The organism is Romboutsia sp. 1001713B170131_170501_G6 (assembly GCF_015668195.1).
Taxonomy (GTDB): domain Bacteria; phylum Bacillota; class Clostridia; order Peptostreptococcales; family Peptostreptococcaceae; genus Romboutsia_C.
This window is the reverse complement of the sequence record NZ_JADPFC010000001.1, coordinates 817,315-842,619: the sequence shown is the minus strand read 5'-3', so window position 1 is coordinate 842,619 and position 25,305 is coordinate 817,315. Positions and strand designations below refer to the sequence as shown.

The 25,305-nt window shown below is 26.5% G+C and carries 21 protein-coding genes; 3 read left to right on the top strand and 18 right to left on the bottom strand.

The genetic code is table 11. The features are described from left to right. Nucleotides 1-4 precede the first annotated feature (4 nt). The 14 genes from I4U89_RS04145 to I4U89_RS04080 all read right to left on the bottom strand — a co-directional run bounded on the left by I4U89_RS04145 (nt 5) and on the right by I4U89_RS04080 (nt 16,698). Nucleotides 5-529: a diol dehydratase small subunit gene (locus I4U89_RS04145; protein WP_195938601.1), complete on the bottom strand. Its 525-nt coding sequence runs from the start codon at nt 527-529 to the stop codon at nt 5-7. 15 nt (nt 530-544) lie between these two features. Then, nucleotides 545-1,222: a propanediol/glycerol family dehydratase medium subunit gene (locus tag I4U89_RS04140; RefSeq protein WP_195938599.1), complete on the bottom strand. Its 678-nt coding sequence runs from the start codon at nt 1,220-1,222 to the stop codon at nt 545-547. A 23-nt stretch (nt 1,223-1,245) separates the two neighbouring features. After that, nucleotides 1,246-2,907, bottom strand: a complete 1,662-nt coding sequence (locus I4U89_RS04135; RefSeq protein WP_195938598.1) for a propanediol/glycerol family dehydratase large subunit — start codon at nt 2,905-2,907, stop codon at nt 1,246-1,248. A 27-nt stretch (nt 2,908-2,934) separates the two neighbouring features. After that, a complete protein-coding gene (gene pduB / locus I4U89_RS04130; protein WP_195938597.1) occupies nt 2,935-3,747 on the bottom strand; it encodes a propanediol utilization microcompartment protein PduB in 813 nt (270 codons plus the stop codon). 35 nt (nt 3,748-3,782) lie between these two features. Then, nucleotides 3,783-4,061, bottom strand: a complete 279-nt coding sequence (gene pduA, locus I4U89_RS04125; RefSeq protein ID WP_092926003.1) for a propanediol utilization microcompartment protein PduA — start codon at nt 4,059-4,061, stop codon at nt 3,783-3,785. A gap of 209 nt (nt 4,062-4,270) precedes the next feature. Then, on the bottom strand, nt 4,271-5,131 hold the full coding sequence (locus I4U89_RS04120) for a hypothetical protein (protein WP_195938596.1): 861 nt from the start codon (nt 5,129-5,131) through the stop codon (nt 4,271-4,273). A 142-nt stretch (nt 5,132-5,273) separates the two neighbouring features. Beyond that, nucleotides 5,274-6,284, bottom strand: a complete 1,011-nt coding sequence (locus I4U89_RS04115; protein WP_195938595.1) for a phosphotransferase — start codon at nt 6,282-6,284, stop codon at nt 5,274-5,276. A 24-nt stretch (nt 6,285-6,308) separates the two neighbouring features. Continuing rightward, a complete protein-coding gene (locus tag I4U89_RS04110; RefSeq protein ID WP_195938594.1) occupies nt 6,309-7,232 on the bottom strand; it encodes a PocR ligand-binding domain-containing protein in 924 nt (307 codons plus the stop codon). A 798-nt stretch (nt 7,233-8,030) separates the two neighbouring features. After that, nucleotides 8,031-9,077, bottom strand: coding sequence for an HD domain-containing phosphohydrolase (locus I4U89_RS04105; protein WP_195938592.1), 1,047 nt, complete (start codon nt 9,075-9,077; stop codon nt 8,031-8,033). Nucleotides 9,078-9,237: 160 nt separating this feature from the next. Next, nucleotides 9,238-11,226 carry an elongation factor G gene (locus I4U89_RS04100; protein WP_195938590.1) on the bottom strand — a complete coding sequence of 663 codons (1,989 nt, stop codon included), beginning with the start codon at nt 11,224-11,226 and terminating at the stop codon, nt 9,238-9,240. 313 nt (nt 11,227-11,539) lie between these two features. Next, nucleotides 11,540-14,104, bottom strand: coding sequence for an ABC transporter permease (locus I4U89_RS04095; protein WP_195938588.1), 2,565 nt, complete (start codon nt 14,102-14,104; stop codon nt 11,540-11,542). Further along, nucleotides 14,091-14,780, bottom strand: coding sequence for an ABC transporter ATP-binding protein (locus I4U89_RS04090; RefSeq protein WP_195938587.1), 690 nt, complete (start codon nt 14,778-14,780; stop codon nt 14,091-14,093). The genes I4U89_RS04095 and I4U89_RS04090 overlap by 14 nt, the downstream gene beginning before the upstream one ends. Before the next feature lie 171 nt (nt 14,781-14,951). Then, nucleotides 14,952-16,013 carry a sensor histidine kinase gene (locus tag I4U89_RS04085; RefSeq protein ID WP_195938585.1) on the bottom strand — a complete coding sequence of 354 codons (1,062 nt, stop codon included), beginning with the start codon at nt 16,011-16,013 and terminating at the stop codon, nt 14,952-14,954. Further along, nucleotides 16,003-16,698, bottom strand: a complete 696-nt coding sequence (locus tag I4U89_RS04080; RefSeq protein WP_195938583.1) for a response regulator transcription factor — start codon at nt 16,696-16,698, stop codon at nt 16,003-16,005. Before I4U89_RS04080 ends, I4U89_RS04085 begins: the two co-directional genes overlap by 11 nt. A gap of 230 nt (nt 16,699-16,928) precedes the next feature. Here I4U89_RS04080 and I4U89_RS04075 point away from each other — a divergent pair, with 230 nt between their 5' ends. After that, nucleotides 16,929-18,851 (top strand): FUSC family protein, encoded by a 1,923-nt coding sequence (locus I4U89_RS04075; RefSeq protein ID WP_195938581.1) that lies wholly within the window; start codon nt 16,929-16,931, stop codon nt 18,849-18,851. Nucleotides 18,852-18,952: 101 nt separating this feature from the next. On the opposite strand, the gene I4U89_RS04070 is transcribed toward I4U89_RS04075, so the two are convergent. From I4U89_RS04070 to I4U89_RS04055, 4 genes are all read right to left on the bottom strand, one after another. Then, on the bottom strand, nt 18,953-20,287 hold the full coding sequence (locus I4U89_RS04070) for a ClC family H(+)/Cl(-) exchange transporter (RefSeq protein ID WP_195938579.1): 1,335 nt from the start codon (nt 20,285-20,287) through the stop codon (nt 18,953-18,955). Between the two features lie 129 nt (nt 20,288-20,416). Beyond that, nucleotides 20,417-20,782: a CGGC domain-containing protein gene (locus I4U89_RS04065; RefSeq protein ID WP_195938577.1), complete on the bottom strand. Its 366-nt coding sequence runs from the start codon at nt 20,780-20,782 to the stop codon at nt 20,417-20,419. Between the two features lie 337 nt (nt 20,783-21,119). Beyond that, complete coding sequence (locus I4U89_RS04060; protein WP_195938575.1) at nt 21,120-21,803, bottom strand: MBL fold metallo-hydrolase; 684 nt, start codon at nt 21,801-21,803, stop codon at nt 21,120-21,122. 85 nt (nt 21,804-21,888) lie between these two features. After that, a complete protein-coding gene (locus I4U89_RS04055; RefSeq protein ID WP_195938573.1) occupies nt 21,889-22,509 on the bottom strand; it encodes a flavodoxin family protein in 621 nt (206 codons plus the stop codon). Nucleotides 22,510-22,912: 403 nt separating this feature from the next. Between I4U89_RS04055 and I4U89_RS04050 the strand changes: the two genes are divergently transcribed. Both I4U89_RS04050 and I4U89_RS04045 read left to right on the top strand, forming a co-directional pair. After that, on the top strand, nt 22,913-24,277 hold the full coding sequence (locus I4U89_RS04050; protein WP_195938572.1) for an MATE family efflux transporter: 1,365 nt from the start codon (nt 22,913-22,915) through the stop codon (nt 24,275-24,277). 164 nt (nt 24,278-24,441) lie between these two features. Continuing rightward, on the top strand, nt 24,442-25,281 hold the full coding sequence (locus tag I4U89_RS04045; RefSeq protein WP_195938570.1) for a MerR family transcriptional regulator: 840 nt from the start codon (nt 24,442-24,444) through the stop codon (nt 25,279-25,281). Nucleotides 25,282-25,305 lie beyond the last annotated feature (24 nt).

The following is a 25,305-nucleotide window of genomic DNA, read 5'->3' as shown; positions in this document are numbered from 1 at the left end:
ACTTTTAATCCACTACTTTTAATCTTCCTCTTTGTTCATAAACATTTGCAGCTTCTATAACAAACTCTGAATTTATAGTGCATCCATATTTATTTTTTAGTTCATCTGCTATATCATATAACTCTTGCTTAGTTGATCTATATGGTCTTAGTGCATCGTATATTTCAAGAATTCTATCATCTGGAACCGCTATAAGTTCTGCTGCTTTTCTTAGATTTTGAGCAAATGCATTTCTTCCAACAGATTCGGCTACTTGTGCTTGTAGTTCTAGAGTTTCTTTAGATATTCTTATATCTTTAGATCCAATTTCACCTTTTATCACCTTGTCTAAAGTTACATCTGATAATTTTATTCCAGACTGTGATTTTATTTTTTCTGGCATTTTCTCTCCTAATGGATAATTAGCACTTGTAACTTTATCACTTTTTAAAACATCTTTAACAATATCTGAAACTTCATTTATATTAGTAGAGTTCATATTTTTTAGTACTTCCTCTACAATTTGTTTTATTAATAAATCTTGGTTCATCATTACCCTCCTTGTTTATTTAAATGTTATCTTAAATTCTTGAGGTTTTTTGTTTCTATCAACATATTCTGTTTCTTTTATATGTAAAAGCGCTGCAATTGCTTGGTATTTTGGTCTTGCCATTTGGTCATTTTTTACTGGTACTGGAGTTGGCGATTCATTTTTAGCATATTTAGCTGCATTTTTACCTATTTGTCTAAATGTTTCTAAATCTATAAGTGGAGCTTGTGGGAATAATTCTAAGTTACTTAAAGGAAATAAATCCTTTTGGTGTATTATTGTCGTACCTTTTGACTGTATCCCTATTCCTATTCCTGAACCACTTAAATTTGCTGCATCATGTGCTATAAAAGAAACATCAGACGTTCTATAAATTTTTGCTATTCTATAAGTTAAGCCTTCTTCTTCAATACCTGCTATAACTTCTTTTAATACTTTATCGTGTTCTATACCAACTATAGTTTTAGTTTGATGGTTAAAAAATGCTGGTGCTAAACCTATAACTACTTCATCACTTCTAGTACCTTTTTTCAAATCTCCTGCTTCTACTAGTTCTAATTTTTTATTATCATCAAATACTATATTTTCTTTCTTTTCTTCTTTTTTGCTATTGCACTCTACATTATCATTTTCCACCATTTCTTTTAATACTTCTTCTATTACACTTTTTAATAACTTCTCATCTATAGACACAATTTTCACCTCTTTTTCTATTTTTAGAAATCTTCTGGACTTACTGCATTTTCAATATTTTTAATTTGTTCCCATCTTTCATCACTTATTTGATATCCAGTTTTTGGACCTCTATAATCATTTGGATAATTTACAGCACTTTTTACTTTAAAATTCTTATCAAGTATCGCTGCTGTATGTAAATAGTCTCCTGCTATTCTTTGCTTTAACATATTAAATACACTATCTGCTACATCTTCAAATCCACCTTTATAAAGTGCTTTAACTACATCTACTCCTGTTACTTCTTTGTTCATCATTTCTTCAGTAGCTTTTAAATCTTCAACTACATTTCTATTTGGCATATCCTTACTTCCATTTGCATAAGTTGCAGCAGTTACTTCTTCTTCTGTAACTTCTGGAAGATTTAATTCTTTAAATAATACTTGTATAACTCTAGCTGCCTTATTTCTAACTTTAACAACTTCATCTTCACTAACAGGCTTTAGTCCACCATCTATTTTTAAATCTCTTTGGATTATATTCCAGTCATCATAGTCTTCTGCATCCCAGTTAGAACCTGCAAACATATTATCATAGTTTGGAGTCGCACTATATCCTGAACATATAAAATCTGTTCCTGGTACCATTTGCATTAAACTTCTTGCAACTCTTCTTAAATCAGAATGTGTAAATGTTTGGTCATTACTAGATGCACATTCAAGATCTAACATTGCAGCTATTAAGTTTTCTGCAAGTATAGCTCTAACTCCACTAGGTACTCCTGCTGGTACTCCAACACAACTTACTGAACCATTTTGTATTCCTTGAACTCCACAACCTTTAGTTAAGAATAGGCATCTAGCTTCAAGATATAACATTGACTTTCCTTCTGCATATCCCATTTGAACTTCAGAACCTGTTCCTGATGTAAATCTCATTTTAAGACCTCTTGATGCATATGAAGATGCTAGGAAACCTTTAGACCAAGGAGTATCATCACCATCCATAAATACAGACTCTGTTCCATATACAGATACAGTTTCAGCATATCCTGTTAATCCCCTCATACCTAATTTTAATTCTGTTGCTTCTTCAACAGCACATTGAGTAAGTATACCAGGACGACCTACTTGTGCACCAACTAATAAAGCTAATGCATTAAATGGAGCATATCTTGCAATACCTACTGTAGTTTCCTGTTCATCAAATCCTCTTAAAGCTGCTTCTGCTGCATCTGCTGCAATTTGAACTGGGTGGTCTTTTAAATTAGTAACATGACATTGATTTGAAGGCATTTTTCTTGCTCTCATCTTTGTCATTGACATCATCATTTCAAGTACATTCATTTGGCTTACAACTTCGACTATTTTAGCAGGAGTCATAGCAGTTGTAAGTTTTACTATTTCTTCTCTTCCAACATTTATATCAACAAGCATTCTAGCTAATTCTAATGAATCTATATTTAAAACTTCTTCTGCCTTTTCTAAATTTATAGCATGATCTGCTATAAAAAAGTCTAGCATATCAAAGTCTTCTCTTTTCTTTCCATCTAACTCTGTTACTATTTTATTTTCTATTTTTATACTAGGTGTTGGGTCATTTGGCCCATCCATTGCTATAAGACCAACTTCTGGCCACTCCTTTACGAAACCATCTTGGTTTACTGGTCTATTTCTTAGAACTTCGAAACGTTTAGATTTCAATATATTCACTCCCCTTATTTTAAAATCTTATATGTATGGTATTGTTGATGACTTTAATTCTTCAGTGCTTAAAGTTGATAATAATTGCTTTCCTACTTCTCTTGCTGCTATTATAGACTGTCTAACAGCTCCTGAATCTCCTGAGAATGTAAGAATTACTTCGTTTGAATAACTAGTTCCACCATTTCCTGGAGTTGAATATCCTACAACATCAACATTAGCAGCTTTTACAGCAGTATCTGCAAGTAATACTCCAATAGCTGCTGGTGCTCCAACAGTTATTCCAAAAGATTTTCCAATAGGTGCTCCAAATGCTTTGTTAAGTGCATAACTCGCTCTTGCTGTGTATTGGAATTCTAAGTGTCCTGCACTACTTCCATAAACATCTCCAAAAGTTCTTTCTAATTCATTTAATGTAACTTCAACAGCTCTTCTAGCATCTGATACATCTTCTGCACCAAATATTATTAAAGAACCGTGTCCTGCTCCTCCTTCTGTGTCTCTAGGAAGTTCTATTAATAATATTTCACTATTAGTTGCCTTTACAGCTTCGTCTGCTGCAAATATATGAGGGCCAGCCCCAGTTCTTCCTCCAACTATACCTATTGATCTATATTTTTTATCTATATTCATTAACTCGTGTAAGTTATAATCTACATTAGCTATAACAAGACCTATAGTATTTCCTATTGCAGTTCCTACAAATTCTGTTAAACTACAGCTCTTAGCTTCTTCACATTTAACTTCTTTTGCTGCTTCTTCCTTAACTTCTGATATTTCAGTTTCTCCCATTTTTTTCATTACTTCATCCATTATCTTTGACATTAAATCTTCTTTCATAAAATTTCCCCCTTAACCTAAATTTTTATCTAATATTAGTTGTTACTTGGTAATATCTTTTCAACATCTGTATGTGGTCTTGGTATTACATGAACTGATACAACTTCTCCAACTTTCTCTGCTGCTACTGCTCCTGCATCTACAGATGCTTTAACAGCTCCTACATCTCCTCTTACCATTACTGTTACTAATCCTGAACCTATTTTTTCATATCCTACTAGTTGTACATTTGCTGATTTTACCATAGCATCAGCAGCTTCTATTGCCCCTACTAGTCCTTTTGTTTCAACCATTCCTAAAGCTTCTTTTTGCATAATGGGAGTACCTCCAAAAATTATTTTTCTTCTTATTTAAATTCTAGTATACTTTTATGGAAATATTTTATCTAAATAGTGTAAATTTTAAGACTTTTTAAATATTTTTATGATAAATTTTATCTTAATAGGATAATTTTTTGCACCATATTTTTCTTTACATTTTTAATTTAATATTCATATAAAAAAATAGTAAGGAATCACCCTTACTATTTTTCATATTCTAATAATTTATCTACCATTTCTTCTTGTTCTTTCAAATCTTTATTCCCCTTATAAAGTTGTATACCATATTCCATATTTTTATAATAACTTAAAGATATATTATTAGATTCAATGTCTTCAACTATTACACTTTCAGCCTTATTTGTCTTTTCGTCAAATACTAAATTTAAATTTAAACCATCTTTATTTAAAGAATAAGATACTAAATTTTCATTGTCATTGTTAACAAATCCATTTATTTTTTTTAACTTATCATCTATTATCTGATCTATATTCCCTAACTCTAAAGAACTATCATCTTCTATACTTTGTGCTATTTTGTAATACGCTTCATACAAACTACTTTTATTATTGTTTAGCAAGTTTACTAATTTTTTTTGTTCTTGTACGCTTTCTGGATACATTTGAAAACTAAATATTCCATTTGCTTCTGATATATCTTGATAATAAATTTCTGCATAAGTTTCTTCTTTCTCTTCCTTGGTTATAATATATGAAGCAAATTTTATATCTTTTAAATTTTCTTTTTTATCATTATCTAAATAAGAAACACTAAGAGATTTATTATCTTCTTTAAATGTATAAATTTTAGTTGAATAATCTTTTTGTTCTCCATTTTCACCAGTTAAATATACAATTCCATCTGAAATATCTACTTTTTTATCCTTTAGTTTTTCTTCTAGATCCACAGCTTTTATTTCATTACTATTTCGTTCACTTTTTACAACTTCAAAGTATGTATTTTTTAAGCTTTCTTTGTTTTCTATTGTGCTAGTGCATCCTGTAATAAGCAAACCACATATAGTTGTAAGTCCTATTATTTTAACAAACAAACCTTTTATCACATTTATTCCCCACTTTTTCTTATTTATACTTCTTGTGTTTTTTATAACTTTATTTGCAATATCGTCTTAAGCTTTTGCTCCTACTATTACTCTTTTATTTAATTTTTTTAATTACCTATCTAAAATTATTTACGCACTATATCTATAAGTCTATCAATACATTTTTTAGATTCTCTACCCAATAATATATATCTGCATACTCATATTTATCCTCTAAAGTTGAATTAGCTACTAGTGCTACTAAATACATCTTGCATGAAGCTAAAATTCCAACTTTTAATAAAGTATCCCAAGTTTTTTGAGTTAATTTATAGCCAATATACTTTTCTAAGCTCATTTTATAATGGTTTAGTAGTATTGTTTTATCGAATCTAACACTTACAGATGTCATAAGATACCAAAATACATCTAATGTACAAGGTCCACATCCACTATTAGCCCAGTCTATAATTCTTATATCATTTTGATTTATATAAAGTGTATTATCTGGTCTATAATCTCCATGTAAAAAGGTTTTAGGATAATAAGAAAACAGGCTGTCTATTTCCTTTATTTCATTATACTTATTAAATAAATTTTCCTCTAAAATATCTTTTAATATTATTATTCCCTTTTTATAACTTTCTTTAAATTCCTCAACTTCACTTACTTTAGTCTTTGTTAAAAAATTACAATATTCATCAACACTTAATAATTCCTTGTAATTTATTACGTCATGTTCTTTAAATTTAGAGTGGAATTTAGCTAGGTTATCTAAATAGTAAAGACACTCTTCCTCTGAGTTATTTGTTTTTTTATATGCAGACATATCATTCATAAGTATTGCATAACTATTATTCCCTACGTAATAACCTAAGTAAATGTCATTTATAAATTCTTCTAATTTTGAATATATATCATCCTTAAATATAGATAATTCTCTTCCTTCATCTTTATTTACTTTTGCTAGCCAATCTTCTTTTAAATTGTTTATTTTTAAATATAAACTTTTATCATACTCACTAGAAAATAATGTAACTTTATATATTTTAGCTCCTGATAAACCATTTGTTTTTATATTTTCTAACTTTATATCTCGTAAGCCAGGTAGTATTTCCATTAAATAATCTTTACTTAGAAGATCTTTTATTGATTCTTTTTTTAATGCACTCAAAAAATTCCTCCTTTAAGCATCTATTTACTTATTCTGTAATGTGCACCTATACTCACTCGGCGTTAAACCTACTATTTTTTTAAAAACTTTGCTAAAATAGTTAGGTTTATTGAAAGATAAATCTATAGATATATTTAGAATAGGTATATCTGTATCTTTTAACATTTCTTTTGCTAATTCTATTTTTTTATTTGTTATATAGGTTATAAAGTTTATACCAATCTCTTTTTTAAAAGTCTTACTCAGATAATTTGGACTTAGATTTATATAACTTGCTACCTCCTCTAGTGTAATGTTCTTTTTGATGTTTGAATGAATATAGTTTATTGCTTTGTATATTTCTTCAGAGTATTGTTCATTATCTAAATTATATTCTTTTATTAATTCAATATTTGTAGCTCTATCTATTTTGACTTTATTGTTATTAAAATCAGAATTTATTTTAACTATATCTTTATTTATAATATAATTTGATATTTGGTACATAAGATCTGCTGCATATTTCACTTCTTCATAAGTCTTTATGTTTATATCTTTATAATATTTAGATAATTCTTCATTATATTTATCATCTAAAACATTGTTTTCTTCTTTTAAATCTTCTTTTAATCTTACTTGACCTCCTAATATTGCTCCTATATATGTATTGTTTGCCATTATAGGTATAGCAAAGTCTACTAATCCTGCATGACACTTGTATATATGTGGTTTTTTTGTAATAGCTGATTGTACCCCTCCATATGCATCACATTTATAACACTTTCCTTTTAATTCCTCATTATTTCTTATATATGTACAAAACTTAGTGAAATTACTTTCTTTCGTTATAGGCTCACCTTTGTAGTCTACTATAACTGCTCCCATACCAAGTGAATTTGCAAAGCTATCTTGGATATTTTGGAGAACTTCAATTTGAGCATACTCTTCTAGTTCAAAAAACTTCTCCATTAAATACCTCCTTAAATTATTATTCCTAATTTATAATTTGTATTATTTAGTTATATATTTCTACTTATATTTATTAAATCCTGTCATAAAATACATTTTATTTTTTAGTAAACAAGTTAAATATATTTCTAAATCATTATAACTGTTCTTATGATACCTTTATAACAATATCCAAAATTGTACAATAAAATAGAGCAATAGTTTTTATACTATTACTCAACTTAATTCGCGGTACATATATAATTATTCATATAAATATATATTTCTAATTAGGTAAATTATAATTTATATAACACCCTATATTTCTTTCCATTCATTTCTTTATCGAATGGATTAAAGTTCTGATGATAATACCCTTCTACATCTTTTTTTGTGCCAAACGTAAAATACAACCGTTCATTTCTAATGCTGATATTTGTGTTTTCTTTTCTATATTGCGTTATACAAAAAATTTTACTTTACCTTTTATAAAAATTGCGCATTAAACAATTTAATTGCAATCTTAGTAGTAATTAAAGTAAACTAAATACTATATCTTAAAAATATATCATATCATCAGGTAAGCTATATTTTACATCTTATGTTTATCCAAAATAACTATATATTACTATAATTTAATGATAGACTTTAGTATTAATATAATAAAAAAGATATAGAAGGTGTTCTATATCTTTTTTATTATATTTTTTAACCATTTAAAATTTCATCATAATCAAATATATTAAAAAAATTTTAGATATTATTTATTAAATTTATATAATTGCGAATTTTAACTAGAATTGATTACATAAAATTTCCCTAAAGAACACGTTTTGCTAATTCAAACTCAGAATTTATTTCTTCAAATACTTTAGTTATAACAGGATCAAAGGCTATCCCCTTACCATTTAATATAATTTCAACTGCTTTTTCATGTGTAAAAGCTTCTTTATAAGGTCTCTTTGTTGTTAGTGCATCATAAACATCTGCTATTGCCATTACTCTAGCACTAAGTGGTATTTCTTCTTTCTTTAATCCATCTGGATAACCTGTTCCATCCCACTTTTCATGATGAGATTGTGCCATATCCTTAGCTATATATAAAAAACTTTCTCCATCAGTTTGATTTATCATTCTTTGAATAGTCTCTCCTCCAAGTTTACTATGAGTTTTCATAAACTCAAATTCTTCTTCATCTAAGGATCCATTTTTAAGTAAAGTTTTATCATTTATACCTATTTTACCTACATCATGAAGTGGTGCTGAACGTATCATATCCTTTACATAATCTTTACTTAATATATCACTATATATATTTCTTTCTACTAAAGCATTAGTTAGTATTTCTACATACTTTGCAGTTCTCTTAACATGACCCCCAGTATTTTCATCTCTACACTCAACAAGTTCTGCAATGGATATCATCATAACATCTTGAAGATGTTCTATCATCTTGGTTTTTTCTATTACCTTTTTTTCTAAATCTATCCTATAGTCATATAATTCTAGATGCATCTTTATACGACTTATCATAATTTGAGGAACAAATGGCTTTCTAATAAAGTCTATAACTCCTTTTTCAATTCCTTTTAATTCACTTTCTATATCTACTTGTGAGGTTAGAAATATTATTGGTATATCAACCAAATCTTTATTAGATTTTATTTTTTCTAAGATTTCATATCCATTCATATCCGTCATATTTATATCTAATAATATTAAATCTGGTTTGTTTTTCGTTAGAAATCTTAAAGTCTGTGCACCAGATGTAAGTAAGCTAATTTTACAATGTGGTTTTAAAATTTGTTCTGCTCTTTTTAAATTTGTTACGCTATTATCTACGATTAATATATGCTTATTTTTCATAAATTCTCCCTTTAAATCTTTTGTATTTCTTTATATTATACTATCATTCATTAGCTTTTTTAATATTTTAAATTAAATTTTTTTTATTATAAAATATTTAATTTAAAACTAATATATTTCTTAATAATAGTTAACCTTACATGTTATTTGCTCTTATTTATTATTTTATGCAATGCATATGCAGCTTAGCCTCACTTCCCTTTACAACATAACCTTGTCCCTTTGAACAAAATATAGAGTTTGATGTATATTCACTATCACTATTTTTATCATAAGACCTATTTTCTAAAACATAGTCAGGATTATGACACACATCGTATCCATCAAATATGAAACTAACACTTGAACTTCCCTTACTAAAAGCAGATAACTCTAAGCTATAATCCATAAAAGTAGCAACAGGTCCTCTCCCTTCTATTGTTACTAAATTTTCATTGATAATTGGCGTTTCAAATTCTCCGTTCATCTTTTGAATATCAGATATTACTCTTCCCATATAATCTAAGTTTGTCTCAACTTTAAACTTATAGTATGGCTCAAGTAATACATTTTCAACTTTTTCTAATCCTTGTCTTAAAGCTCTTAAAGTGGCTTGTCTAAAATCACCACCACTAGTATGCTTTTTGTGTGCCCTACCAGTAAGCAAAATTATATTTAAATCAATTAATGGGTATCCACCTAATATTCCTCTATGTTCTTTTTCAAATATATGAGTTCTAACTAAATTTTGATGACCTATGGCTAAATCATCTATATGTGCTTTACTATTAAAAGTAATCCCTGAGTTTCTAGTATTTGGTTCTACTAGCAAATGTACTTCTGCATAATGTCCAAGTGGCTCAAAGTGCCCGTACCCTATAGTACTTTTTAATATACTTTCTTTGTATAGTATTTCACATTTTCCAAAGTCTACATCTAAGTTAAATCTTTCTTTTATTACTTCTTTTAAGATTTCTAATTGAATTTTTCCCATTACATGTATGTGTATTTCTTTAAGCTTTTCATCCCATAAAACATTTAATGCAGGCTCTTCTTTATTTAATATTTCAAAAGCATTTAACACTTCTTTTATGTTTAATGAGCTATCAAATTTAACCTTTGATTTTAATGTTGGAGCCATTTCATATTTAGTTTTTCTACTATATATTTTCTCTATTTCTTCTTTTTCAAAACTAGATTCCATTACGAAATCTCCCGCTACAGTATGATTTAGGCCACTTACAACAAATAATTCTCCACAAGCAGCTTCATTTACAACTTCAAACTTATTAGAGTTATATTTTCTTATGTTATTTACCTTTTCCATTATTATTTCTTCACTGACAATGTATGAAACTTCATCTTTTACTTTAATTTTTCCTTGCAGTGCTTTTATATAAGTTAACTTATTTTTATTATCATCATGTTTTATCTTATATACTTTGCCTATAAATCTTTCTTCTAATTTGTAATTTGTATATGTTAAAAAATCTAGCTTTTCTAGAAAATTATCTATTCCTATATAATTAATAGCTGAACCACTTAATAGGGGATATATCTTTAATTCCTTTATCATATTTTTAAGATTTTCAATCCAAATATTGTAATCATACTCATCATTTAGATACTTTTCAAATAAATTATCATCTCTTTCAGCAATAAATTCTATAAGTTCTTCATTTAAGATACTGTTAACATCGATATTAGTTATATCTATAACATCTTTAGTTAAGCTATTTTGTATATCTTTTATTACTAGGTTTAATTCTGCCCCTTCTCTATCCATTTTATTTACAAAAAATATTGTTGGAACTTTGTATTTTTTTAGTAGTCTAAATACTGTTTTTGTATGTGATTGTATTTTATCTACTCCACTTACTATTATAACTGCATAATCCATTATAGATATTGATCTTTCCATATCTGGTGAAAAGTCTATATGCCCTGGAGTGTCTATTAAATAGTAACTAGAGTTGTTGTAGTTAAACATTCCTTGTTCTGAAAATATTGTTATACCCCTTTGCTTTTCTATGTTATGGTTATCTAAAAATGTATCTTTATTATCTACTCTACCTCTATTTCTAATTGCTTTTGTGTGATACAATATCTGTTCGCAAAATGTAGTTTTACCTGCATCAACATGAGCTAGTACCCCTATTGTCTTATTCATAATTTTTCTCCTATTTATATAAATACCATTATTATATTTAGTATATTAGCCTTCTATTTTTTAAGTTTTATAATTTATATTTTATCATATATAGGAGTTTTATAATATTAGTCATATTCTTTTAAAATTCTCTTAATATGATTTACACTTACTCAATAACTAAGATATAAGCATTTTTACAATTTCTATCCTTTAAATTTTAAGTAATTATACGTATTTAAGATTTCAAATACTATATAAAAATACCACAACTATTAAGTTGTGGTATATAAATGTTTTGCTTTTTTAATTCACTAAAAAACATTTTTATAATTTATTCACTTACTCTAATTCTATCTACTATGCTTTCTTTAGAAGTTACTTTATAAACTATTAAAGGAACAATTACACTTACTAAAAGTACTAACACTGTACATATTAATAAAGCTTCTATTGGATAAGTATATACAGAGTATCTAAGCTTCATAATATTAAATCCTAGAAAAGTAGCTAAACTACCAAAAGTAAGATTTATAAAGGTTATTATAACTCCATAATACATACCTTCTAGTACTAACATCTTTTTAAGTTGTTTTTTAGTCATTCCTACTGCTTCTAGCATTGCAAATTCTTGATTTCTTGACATTATATTAGTTACCATAGTATTTATAAAGTTTAAAACTCCAATTAATCCTATTATAAATACCCCACTCATTCCTATAGTAGTTATCATAGCTTGAGTTTCCTTAGCTTCTTCTATATATGTTCTCTTTGAAGAAATATGAGTATATGGATTGGCGTAACTATCATTTAATTTTTCTATACTCTTTTCAACTTCACCTACATTTTTGTATACATTAACTACTACATTTTGTACATATGCTTTTGGTACTATTTTTTTATAGTCATCTTCATTTACATATACATCCATGCTGAAGTTTTCCCCTGCACCAATTATTGCCATTACCTCAAATTCATTCTCTGTATACCCTTCTTCTATAGTATTTCCTTTAAGGTATTTTAACTTAATTTTATCTCCTACTTTTATCTTACTATTTTCATGTCCTCTAATTATTATGTATCCACCTTTGTTAAATTTCTCTATATCTAACTTTCCTTCTATTATATTTCCTTCACCATAATAATCTAACATATTATTTTCTATCATTTCTTTAATTATTTTCCCTGAAGATACTCCACTTATATCTAATGTTACGCTTTTGTTAGTATCTGCAGCTTCTTTAAAATCATACCCGTTCCAAAATCTTTTTACATGGTCTTCATTTATTGGTTGGCTTAGTAATTCTTCTTTTATTGCTCCTTCATAAGCTACAAGCCCTAGATAGTCTTTATATATTCTATCTACACTTTTTACTCCATCTAAGTTTTTAACATCTTTTATAAATTCTTCATCTATTGGTATGATATTTTCATGTATCCTTGAGTTTTGTGCTTCTCCATGTTGTATTTCTATATCACCTACCATCATACCTTCTGCTGCTCTTTTTGGGTCTGAACTACTTATTATAGTTGATACACTTAAAAATATCATACAACTTAAAGACATAGACATTAAGACCAACAATGCTTTTTTCTTATTTCTAAACATATTTGAAAGTGCCATTTTATGAATCTTAGAGCCACTTTTTCCTTTTTTTGCTTTTCTCTTTATATTGCTATCTCTGTCGCTATATCTTGTAGCATCTACTTCAGATACACTACTTGCAAGCTTTGCAGGTTTCATACAAGATATTCTTACTGTTACATATGAAAATATAGTAGCACCTATAAATATAGCTATATTGCTTGAGTCTATTGATTTTAAATCTGACATAGTAGTAAATTTCATAGCTAAAGGAAGTAATATTTTACCTATTATAAATCCTAAAAATAGTCCTATTGGTATACCTATTAATGATAATCTATTAGCCTGATTTACTATTAATTTTCTTAATTGCTTTGGTGATGTTCCTATAGTTTTAAGTAGTCCATAATGTTTTATATCTTTTACTACTGAAATGTAGAATATATTGTATATTAAAAGATATCCACTTGTAAGTATTACAATTACTAATAAAACTACTGGAAGAGCATTTTTTATAAATTCACTAGGATTTGTTACTTGATTATCTAAAAATGTTGGATTTACACTGTATTTTCCTGAATATGGTTTAATTTCATTAATTAAATCTTCAAGTTGTTTTTCTAAGTTTTTATCATTTTTAAAATTAAAATTTATACATAAAGGACCTATTTCATTATATTTTTTATATTCATTGTAAAAATCATCACTTACATACATATCATGAAGTGGAATAGCTGTTGCTGTCTTATATGTGAAATATCCACTTAATTTAAACTTATAAGTTTTATTTTCTCCAGTATAAGCACCATCTTTAACTACTGGAATATCTATACTCACATTAGTACCTATTTTATGAGGCAGTTTTAACATATCTAATACTTCTATTGGCATAACTATATCTTCTTTAGATTTCGGTAAACTCCCTTCTATCATTTCTGTGTGTATAGAATTTTTTACACTTTGTTTATCATAAACTGCTAAGTTTACAGTTTGAGTTGAAAACTCTGGATTTTTAGCACTATCAATATTCTTAACTATACCTATACTATTTTTGTCTACACTTTCATTATTTTTTATTATATCTATCTGTCTTTTATCTATATCTTGCATCTGTACGTGAGAACTTGTTCCATATTCCATCATCATATAACTATTAAAAGCATCCATCATAGATATTCCTACTGTAAATAGTGATGTAAATAAGACTGTGGTTAATGCTATGGCTATAATAGATATAGTATTTCTAATTTTATTAACCTTAAAGCTCCTTTTAATTAGCTTTTTTATAATTTCTTGATTGTTATTTCGTAGCATGGCTCTCACCTCTACTTACAACTTTTCCATCTTCAATTCTTATAATTCTGTCTGCCATTTGTGCTATTTGTTCGTTGTGAGTTATCATTATTATAGTTTGACTAAATTTATTGCTAGTTACTTTTAAAAGCCCAAGGACATCTTGTTCAGTTTTACTATCCAGGTTTCCTGTTGGTTCATCTAGTAGTATTATAGATGGTTTTGTGGCTAAAGCCCTTGCAATTGCTACTCTTTGTTGTTGACCTCCTGATAAATTGTTAGGTAAGGCGTCTATTTTTTTACTAAGCCCTAATGTGTTTATTATTTCATATATATATTCACTATCTATCTTACATCCATCAAGTTCTATTGGTAGTACTATATTTTCAAAAACGTTAAGTATAGGAACTAGATTATAGTTTTGAAATACAAATCCAACATTACGTCTTCTAAATATGGTAAGTTCTTCATCGCTCATTTTAAATATGTTATTGTTATCAATTACCACTTCTCCTTCACTAGGTCTGTCAAGTCCTCCTAACATATGTAGTAATGTACTTTTACCACTCCCTGATGTACCTACTATAGCAACAAACTCTCCTTTATCTACTCTTATATCAACTCCATCCAGTGCTTTTACTATATTTTCTTCTGTTCCATAGTATTTTTTTAAATTTTTACTTTCTAATATTTTCATTTAATTAAAATCCCCTTTTAATTTTTTTCATCTTATTTACTTAAATGTTATCATATAAATATTTTAAAAATCCTCACAGTATTGTGATATTGTTTATATGAATAATAACAATTTTGAGATATTTAACAAAAATAAACACTGTTAAATTAACAGTGCTTGATATTTTGTATATTAATTTTTCATATATACATAAAAAGTTGTTCCTGCATCCTTTTTAGATTCTACTTTTATATATCCACTTTGCTTATTTATAATCTCCCTTGCTAGATAAAGACCAACTCCAACACCTTCTGTGTTTATTACATCACAACTTCTATAAAATCGCTTAAATATATGATTAATCTCACCTTCATCTATTCCAATACCATTATCTACTATACTTATTTTAGTAAATAGCTCCATTTTATCTAATTTTATATTTATATGCCCATTTTCTTTTGTATATTTTACTGCATTTTCAACAATATTAAATATTGCTTCACTAGTCCATTTTTTATCATGATAAAGTTCTAATTTTTCATCAATATCTACATCTATGTATATGTTTTTTTCTTCTGCTTTTAAATATACCCCACTAAGTGCATTTGCAATTGTATCACTTATTCTATATCTTTGAATATTTAATGCTATTATTCCATTTTCTAACCTAGACATTTTTATGAGGGACTTAACTAGCCACTCTAATTTATTAACTTGCTGTTGCATATTTTTTAAAAATGTTATCTGTTTATCTCTATCTAGTTCTCTATTTATTAAGGTTTCATTATACATAGAAATATTGGCTATTGGAGTTTTTATTTGATGAGAAATATTAGCTATTAAAGACTTTATATTGTCTTTTTCCTCTAAGTATCTGCTATTTTTATTTTCCATAATTTCTATCATATATTTAAATTTATTTTGTATTTTAGATAGTAAAGTGTCATCATTAGTTTCTAAAATTATTTCTTTATCAGATATAAAAGCGTCTATATTATCTATAATATCATTACTAAATTTAATAATATTTACTCTCACAATATATATAAATAATATCCCTATTATTAATGATAAAAATAGAAAACAAAAACTTATATTGTTAATTTTTTTAACTTCCTCAAAAGAGTTTGGATACATATATATAATACTTTCTGTTTGTTGTCGGATTAAAAGAAGTGCTATTATTGATATTATTATATATATAATAGAAAAGTTTATATAATAGTTACTAAAAATATTTTTGCTATTTTTCATTCTTTTCACCAACCCACATATATCCCATTTTATATACAGTTTTTATGTATTTATGATTAGACGATTTATCTTCTATTTTACTTCTTAGTCTATTAATATTTACTGTTAGGGCATGCTCTTCTATGTATTCTGAATCATTATCCCAAATTGAATCTATTAGTGCTTGTCTTGTAACTATTTGGTTTTTACACTTTACTAATTTTTTCAGTATTTTGTATTCTATTGGTGATAGTAAAATATTTACTTTATTTTTAGTTACTAGCATTTTTTCAAAATTAAATTCAAATTCCCCTTCAAGTAGAATATCTTCATGTTTTTCTTTATTACTACAACGTCTAAGCAAAGCTCTTACTCTTTGCATTAATATATTTATACTAAATGGTTTTGTTATATAATCATCAGCACCTATTTTAAATCCATTTATAATGTCTGATTCCATATCACATGCAGTTAGAAATAGTATTCCTACATTAGAATTTTTTCTAATTTTTTTACAAAATTCAAAACCATTTCCATCTGGTAAGTTTATATCTAGTATTATTAAGTCTATAGTATTACTATTAAAAAAATTTTCCCCTTCTTTTAGATTGTATGCAGGTATTACATTAAACCCATCTGCTTGTAGATTAAAGCAGATTCCATGGTTTAACATAATGTCATCTTCTACTACTAGTATATTTCTCATTTTGATTTTTCCCCTTTATAAGTTATACATTTTATTATATTATCAAATAATTATATCATTATTTTAAATAAATTTTCAAATTCATATATGCCTTTGTTTAAACTATATCATGTTCAATAAAAATATCATTATATGTTAATGATAAAACTGTAACACTCTAGATTTAAGTATAAAGAATACGGGTATAATTAATAAAAAATTAAACTTTCAAACTACAAAGGAGCTTTGACATGGATAAGAAAAAAGTAATTTCAACAACTATAATGTTTTTAGTTATAGTTGCTGCTATAATAGGTTTTAAATCTATATTTGGTGAAATTAATACCTTAGTTGGAGTTGCAGGCATTACAGCAGCTCTTTCTTTACTTGGTACTGATTATACAATAACACCAATAAAAAGTACTATATATTTTGTATTTATTGAAGTATTACTTGGGGTTAGTTCATTTTTAGCATCAACTAATGCTTTTTTAGGATTAGTTATAACTTTTGCCATTATATTTTTTATATTATACCAATTTACATATAATACAAAAAAACCTACATATATTGCTTTTACACTAGGTTATTTCTTTATGCTTTATACACCTGTTAGCATCAATGAATTGCCTACTAGATTAGTATCTCTTATATTTTGTGGACTTTTTATAATGACAGTACAAATGATTGCAAATAAAAATAAGTTACAAAAGCAATCTAAAGTTACTATTAAAACGGTAATAGAGTCTATTAATGAAGAAATAGTATTAATGATAAATAATGATAGTATAGAAAGTGTAAATAATTTAAATTCTAAAACTTATGATACACTAAAAGAGCATATATCAGATGTATATAAAAGATTGGATAAAAATATTGAACTTCCAGTTTCATTAATCCAATCATTATTTATATGTCAGTTTTTAGAAAGTGTAAACTTAATACTAGATGAAGTTAAAAACAATACAATTAATGAAGAATTTACTTATATCTTAAATAAAATAAAAGCATTACTTTGTAATATAGATGAGTTTATAGATAGAAATATAACAGTTGATGATGTTATACTTAAAATAGATGAATTCTTAATTGCTAGCGAAAAATCTAACTCAAAGTACTACAAAATTTATGAATTACAAGGTTGCGTAATTTTATTAAAAGAAGACTTAATACTTTCAAAAGAAAAAAATTCAAAAGAAGTTTGTGAAAAGTATTTCGTATCAAATGCAGTTGATAGATTAAATGATTTAAAAAATAATTTAAATAAGGACTCTCTTAAGTTTACTTTTGCATTTAGAGGTGCATTAATTACTAGTATTGGTGTATTTGTAGTTGCTTTCTTTAATATACCACATGGTAAATGGTTAGTTTTCAGTCTATCATCTATTGTCCAGCCTTATCTTGAATCTGGACAAACTAAAGGTAGGGAAAGAATCTTAGGAACTATAATTGGATTAATTATATTTGAAATTTTATTCTCTATAGTAACAGATAATTCTATGAGAGCTTTTATTATACTTATAGTTGGATATATCAGTAATTACCAAACAGAGTATAAGTATCAAATGATATGCACAACTATTTCGGCTCTAGGAGCAGCATCTATTGGTAATAATATAAATGAGCTATCTATCAGTAGAATATTTTTCGTTCTTTTAGGTACTATAATTGCTCTATATGCAAACAAAGTAATTTTACCATATAAAATGAGTGATGTTACAAAAAACGAAGTTAAGAATTCCTTAAGTTTAAATGAGCAAATACTTGCCAAGTTATACAATACAGGATTAGTGAATGGAACTATTAATGATGATTTAAAGGATGTAATTACTCAAAATATACGTCTTAATAAAAAGATATATTTTAATAATAATATTTTGTTATCAGATGATTTAAATGAATTTGTACATAAGCAACATATATTTATTAATAAACTACGTTTCTTAGTAAATAACTTTAAGAAATACACTAATAAAAATTCATCACATAACTTAGTTTTATTTTACGATATAGATATGCTTTTAAATAAGGATATTTCTACAAAAGATATTATAGATTTCTTAAATAATATAGATGATAGATTGAGTAAGTTAATATTAATAAATGTACTTGAGTTAAAAGAAACTACTATAGAATCTAAAGATATATCAAAAGTTATATACAAAACTCTATAATAAAATAAGGTTATTCATTAAACAAAGTGAATTACTATTAAAAGCTAAATAAACTAAAATAAAAAGCCAAGCTTAATGCTTAGCTTTTTTCTATTTAAATATTATTTACTGCTTTCTTTAATTTTATCATAAGCTTTAACTTTATTTTCAAGTAAAGAATCATAAATAGGAGGGCAATTTAATAAATTAGCTACTAAATACGCAACCCCACAGACTACTATAATAGGTCCTAGCTGAGTAAGTGCTCCACTCATTTCAAATACTAATATAAATCCAGTAATAGGAGCTCTGACAACAGATGTAAACATCCCTGCCATTGCTAATAATATAAAGTTATTTAAATATGAAGTATCTATAACTCCCATTAAAACTAAAACTTTTCCAAATATAATTCCTACTAATCCACCTAATGTTAAAATAGGAAATAGTATACCTCCAGGAGTTCCTGGTGCAAAACTTATAAGTGAGAATATATATTTTCCTATTAATAATATTATAGCTAACTTAGTAGTAAGTCCACTAGATAATATACTATTTATAAGCTTATCCCCACCACCTAAAACTTGAGGTAAAAACATGCCAAATACAATGGCTAACATAAAAGGTATAATCATTTTATATCTTAATTTTGTATTTATATTTGAATATATGTCTATAGTTTTAAGTAATCCTTTATTATATATAACACCACTTAAACCAATAACTATTCCAAGTATTACTAAAGATATGTAGTAATTAGCTGGCATATTTAAAACTTTGTCAACTATTAAAGTGTGCGTTTCTCCAAAAAATATCCATGTAACTAAATCAGAGCTTACACAAGCTGCAACTGCTGTTATAAATAGTACTGGAGAAAAACTTTTATGTACTTCTTCTAAGATAAACATAACTCCAGCAAATGGTGCATTAAATGCTGCTGCAAGACCAGCTCCCGCTCCTGTTGAATATAAATATACAAATTCTTTTTTACTTAGTTTAAATCGTCTAGATATAGCGTGTGCAAAACTCCCACCTAATTGAATAGATGGACCTTCTATACCAAGAGATAGTCCAGCGCCCATTGCTAGTACACCATTTACAAATTTACTTACTAAAATTTTAAAAGAATGAATTATTTTTAATCTTCCTTTTAAACATCCTTCAATTTGTGGAATACCACTACCTGATATCATAGGATTTTTTTCAACTGAGTATCCAACAATATATCCTATAATAGCAAACACTAGTATTCCCAAAATTACATATTCCAAATAGTTAGCCATAAAATTATAGATATTTAAACTAATTTTTTCTGCATATTTTGAGCATAACCTATACAAGGAAACTATAAATCCTACACCTACTCCTATTAAAATACTTTCAAAAACAATTCTTATTTTAAAAGAATCTGAGCAATTTCCATTGTCAGGTATACAACTACTTTCTAAATTATCCATTTCATCACCTCGTATATAATATTACCCAATTAAATAGCTACATAACTTTTTCTATTTAAATTTTCTAAAAATAGATAATTTTGATTGATTGTATAGGAAAGCCAAGTCTTTAACCTGGCTTTCTTGTGATTATTCACTTTTTAGTATATTTATATTATTGTTCTTTTTGCCTTCTTTTGACCCATGTGTATATCCAATTACTTCAAAATGCTTAGCAAATTCTTTAGCGTACTCTTCGTAATGAGAGCATCTCCCTCTTATGCATGTAGATATATGTATTACATCAACTTCTGCTTTTTTTAATTTTTCTATTTTTATATCTAAACTTTCTAATGGCTTTTCATCACAACCATTACAAGTATTAAAAGCAACTAATTTACAATTACCTTCATATCTCTCAAATGAATCTTTACATTCATTAAATGCCCTAAAGCATCCATTAGCAGTACATCTTTGTGAAACATCCCCACAAGTATATATAGCAACTCTTTTCAATTTCTTCCTCCTATGCTTTTTATTTTTATTGTATTTATATATAATTATACATTATTTTACCTTTTTTTCAATTAATAGTAAAATTTATTTTAAAATTTTAATTACAAATACATTTTACAACTATATAAATATAAGTAACTTTTCTTATAAATTTATACATTTAAAGAATAAAACTTAATGAAACTTAGTTATACAAAATTCCATCCAAATACTAAAAATATTATAAGTATGATAAAAGAGGGTATCGTATTTCACGACCCCCTCTTTTATTCTATATATTTATCATTATATACAGTATAAATTTCTTTTGTAACTATCAATATGTTCTACTTACTTCTTACTTGATATCAAATTCTCTATTTATTTCATTAACGTTAATAATTCTATCCTTATAATCTTTAGATTTCTCCATTTTAGATAACTTATCTACAAGAGAATAGTCCCCCCAACAATGCATAGGAAAAGTTAATTTAGTATTGGTATTTCTCATAAATTCATCAAACCCTAAATAAAAATACTTTCCTTGTCTAGAATCAAGTGGTACAAATGCAATATCAAAGTATCTATTTTTTATCTTTTCTATTTCATGCTTATACATCTTTTCCATCTTTTTATTTTCACTATCAATTTCGCCTTCCCAATGCCACCAGTTCAAATCTCCTGCATGGTAAATAGTTTTACCTTCTACAGTTATTATAAATGCTACTCCTAGATCTGTTGACTTTAAAGTTTCTATTTTTAAGTCATCAATGTATACTGTTTCATTTTCCTTTACAAAGTAAATGTCTTTTTCTTTTGTTACTTTTATATCATCTGATAATATGTATTTTATATTTTTATACTTCGATCTTAAGTCAAATATTACCGGACTAAAATGGTCACTATGACTATGACTTGCAAAAACATAAAGTTTTTTATTTTTGTCAAAGTCTGGTAATTTTCCTTGGAAGTAATCAAATAGCAATATAGCTTCATTAAACTCTACAGAGAAACTATCATGGTATATATATGTTACTTTCATATTATCCCTCCCTTACATATGAAGTTATATCCTTTATTTTAATTTATAATCTATTATTTTAAATTTTTAATTTCATATGTACACTTTATCTAATAAAATTAGTTGCTACTCTCTCTTCTTTTTGTGGTATATCTATACCATTTAATTTTCCAAATTCTATACATTTTATTAACCATGACATATTAGCACCTAACACTCTCATAACTTGCATACCTTCTAAATCTTTTCTTACTTCTTCAGGAGTATTTCCATGTACCATATTCCAATATTGAGAACTTACTACTGGCATATTATTTATTGTAAAATATTTATTAAGTTGGTCAAATGTTGCAGTAGTTCCTCCTCTTCTAGCACTTGTTATACATGCTCCTGGCTTATATGAAAGGTGTTTTGAACCACTATAAAATACTCTATCTAAAAATGAAGTTAAGGCCCCAGATGCTGCTGCATAGTGAACTGGTGAACCAAATATAAATCCATCTGCTCCTTTTGCTTTTTTTATAAATTCATTTACACTATCATCAATAAAGCATTTTCCAATTTTTGTACATGTTCCACATCCTATACATCCACAAATTGGTTTTGTTCCTAACTGGAATATTTCTGTTTCGACGCCGTTTGCTTCTAGTGATTTTGCTACTTCTTCTAGAGCTGTATAAGTACATCCTTTTAAATGCGGACTTCCATTTACTAATAATACTTTCATATCCACCCTCCTTATACTTTATAAATGTTATAATTTCTAAAACTTACTTACGATTTTATTATATATTACTTATTAAGTGTTTTGTGTAATTATTTACTTTATATTTAAGCTTAAAATATTAGCATCATAACTATATTCAAAACAAGAAAAAATCTATGTCTATTATATACATAGATTTTTTATCTAGTATTAAATAATTATTTCTTTTCTGTACAAAGCTTTAAATTATTATTTGGTATTATTTTTTCTTTGTATATATTAATATAAGTCCATTTCTTATAGATAGTTTATGTATTTTGCAATTATTCTGACATAATAATATTAAAGTAAAAAATATGTATTGACCTTGAAGTTACTTCACCCTCTATAATCAAAAACATAACTTAATTATGGAGGTAACAATATGGAAGAAAACATATTAAAACAAGGTAAAATCTCAAAACTGTTTATAAAATTCTCAGTCCCTGCTATTATAGCCATGGTAATTGCAGGTATGCAAACTGTAATAGATGGTTTGTTTTTAGGAAATTTAATTGGACCAAATGCTATGGCTAGTGTTAGCTTAGGTAGTCCATATATACAATTTATTATAGGATTTTCAATGTTAATTAGTGTAGGCTCTTTGAGCTTTATGGGTAGAAGTTTAGGTGAAGGTAATGAAAAATTAACTCAAGATATTTTCAAAACATCGCTTATATTGCTAAGCATCTGTGCTATTTTATTCTCAATAATAGGAGTTTTATTTAGTAAAAACATAGGTTTTACTCTAGGTGCTAATGATATATTGATTGATAATGTTTCAAAATATATAAGAGTGATATCAATATGTATATTACCAATGTGCCTAGCCTTTTTAATTGGATTTGCTGATAGACTTGTGGAAAAACCTGATTTGTACTTTAAAGGTATGATTGTAAGTTTACTAGTAAATATAATTTTAAACTATATATTAATAAAAGAGTTAAAGTTTGGAATAACTGGCGCTGGTCTTGCTACAGGACTTTCATACTCTTCTGTATTTATTGTGGTTGTATCACCAATGTTAAAAAAAGAGAATTTTATAAACTTCTTTGTAGGTAAATTTAATAAAGATACTATAATCCCTGTTGTGTATAATGGTTCATCTGAAGCTATGTCCGCATTAGCTACTGTTGTATCTGCATATTTATTTAACAATGCATTTATTAAAATTGCTGGTGAATCAGGGATTGCGGCTTTCACAAGTGTTAACTATATATCTCAATTTGGAATGCTAACAGTATTTGGAATTGCAGATGGTATAACATCTATAATAAGCTATAACTATGGTGCAAAAGAATTTGATAGGGTTAAAGCTATAGTAAAACTATCGTTAATAATATCATTTGTAGTATGCATATCTACATTTATAACACTATTTTTCTTTAGTGATAGTTTAATTAATCTATTTGTTGGTTCAGATAAATTTGTTCTAGATCTAGCTAAAAATGGAGCTAAAATATATGCTTTTGCATTTATTTTCAGTGGATTTAGCATAATATATTCATCATATTTTACTGCTATAGGATATGCTAAAGAATCTATAATAATAGCTTTAAGTAGAGGGTTAATATTTATAGTTATAGGAATTATTATATTGCCAAAGCTTCTAGGTATAAGTGGTATTTGGCTTACAATTCCTTTTGCTGAAGTAATTACCTGCATTATTTCATTCTATTTGATGTATAAATACAAATTACCCTCTACTCCTAAGAATATACAAGTCCTAGAATATGCTAGTACAAAATAACTCTATATAAATAATTATATTATAAGATATATAAGCAATTGTATCTCTTGTAACTTTTTTTAATGCATAAGAAATTTTTTTATTTTGGATCTAACTATTTTCACTATAAACATTTGTATAGATTAGGTAAAATATATATACTAAATATAAAAGGAGTGCTATAGATGAAGCTTTCAATAGGTGAAGTTAGTAAAATTTTCAATATAAGTAAAGAAACACTAAGATACTATGATAAGATAGGAATTTTAAAACCTGAGGTTAATAAAGAAAATGGATATAGATATTATTTATTTAAAGATTTAGAACAACTAAGTTTGATTCTTGGGATAAAACTTTTAGGTATATCCTTGTCAGATATAAAGAAAACTATAGAAAGTGAAAACTTAAATGAATACAAAAACTTAGTATTAAAACAAGAAGAAATACTAGAAATGAAAAAGAAAGAACTAGAACATTTAGAACATAACTTAAATAAAAGTAAAGAAATATTAGAAATTGTAACTGCTTTTGAAAATGAGTATAACTTTAAAAATTTAAAAGTAACACAAATAAATGATACTCTTTATGGTTTAGATATGAAAAAGCTATTGAATTCAAATAGTTATTCAATAAATACTATTTCTCTAGAAAAAGAGTTAGCTTATTTAAATGAAGAAATAAGTGATACTTATATTTACCTTTATAATATTATTGAAAATACTACAGCAAAAGAAGATGAAAACTTTCTTTTTGTAATAAAAAATACTCAAAATACTCATATACTTAATAAATATTTCAGTAAAGAAGATATAGACTCTATGAAAAAAGATATTAGTGGAAAATATATTTCAGTTGATTTTTATGGTACAGTAAGTCAAATAAATGAATATATACTATCTATTAATAAGTATTTTAAATGTCCTGACAATAATAGTGCCTATGTAACCTATAAATTTTATTTACCTAAAAAAATAGAAGATGTAATGTATTTTGTTAATATAAATTTAAAAATAGATGAAGACTAATTATCTTCATCTATTTTTTATTAT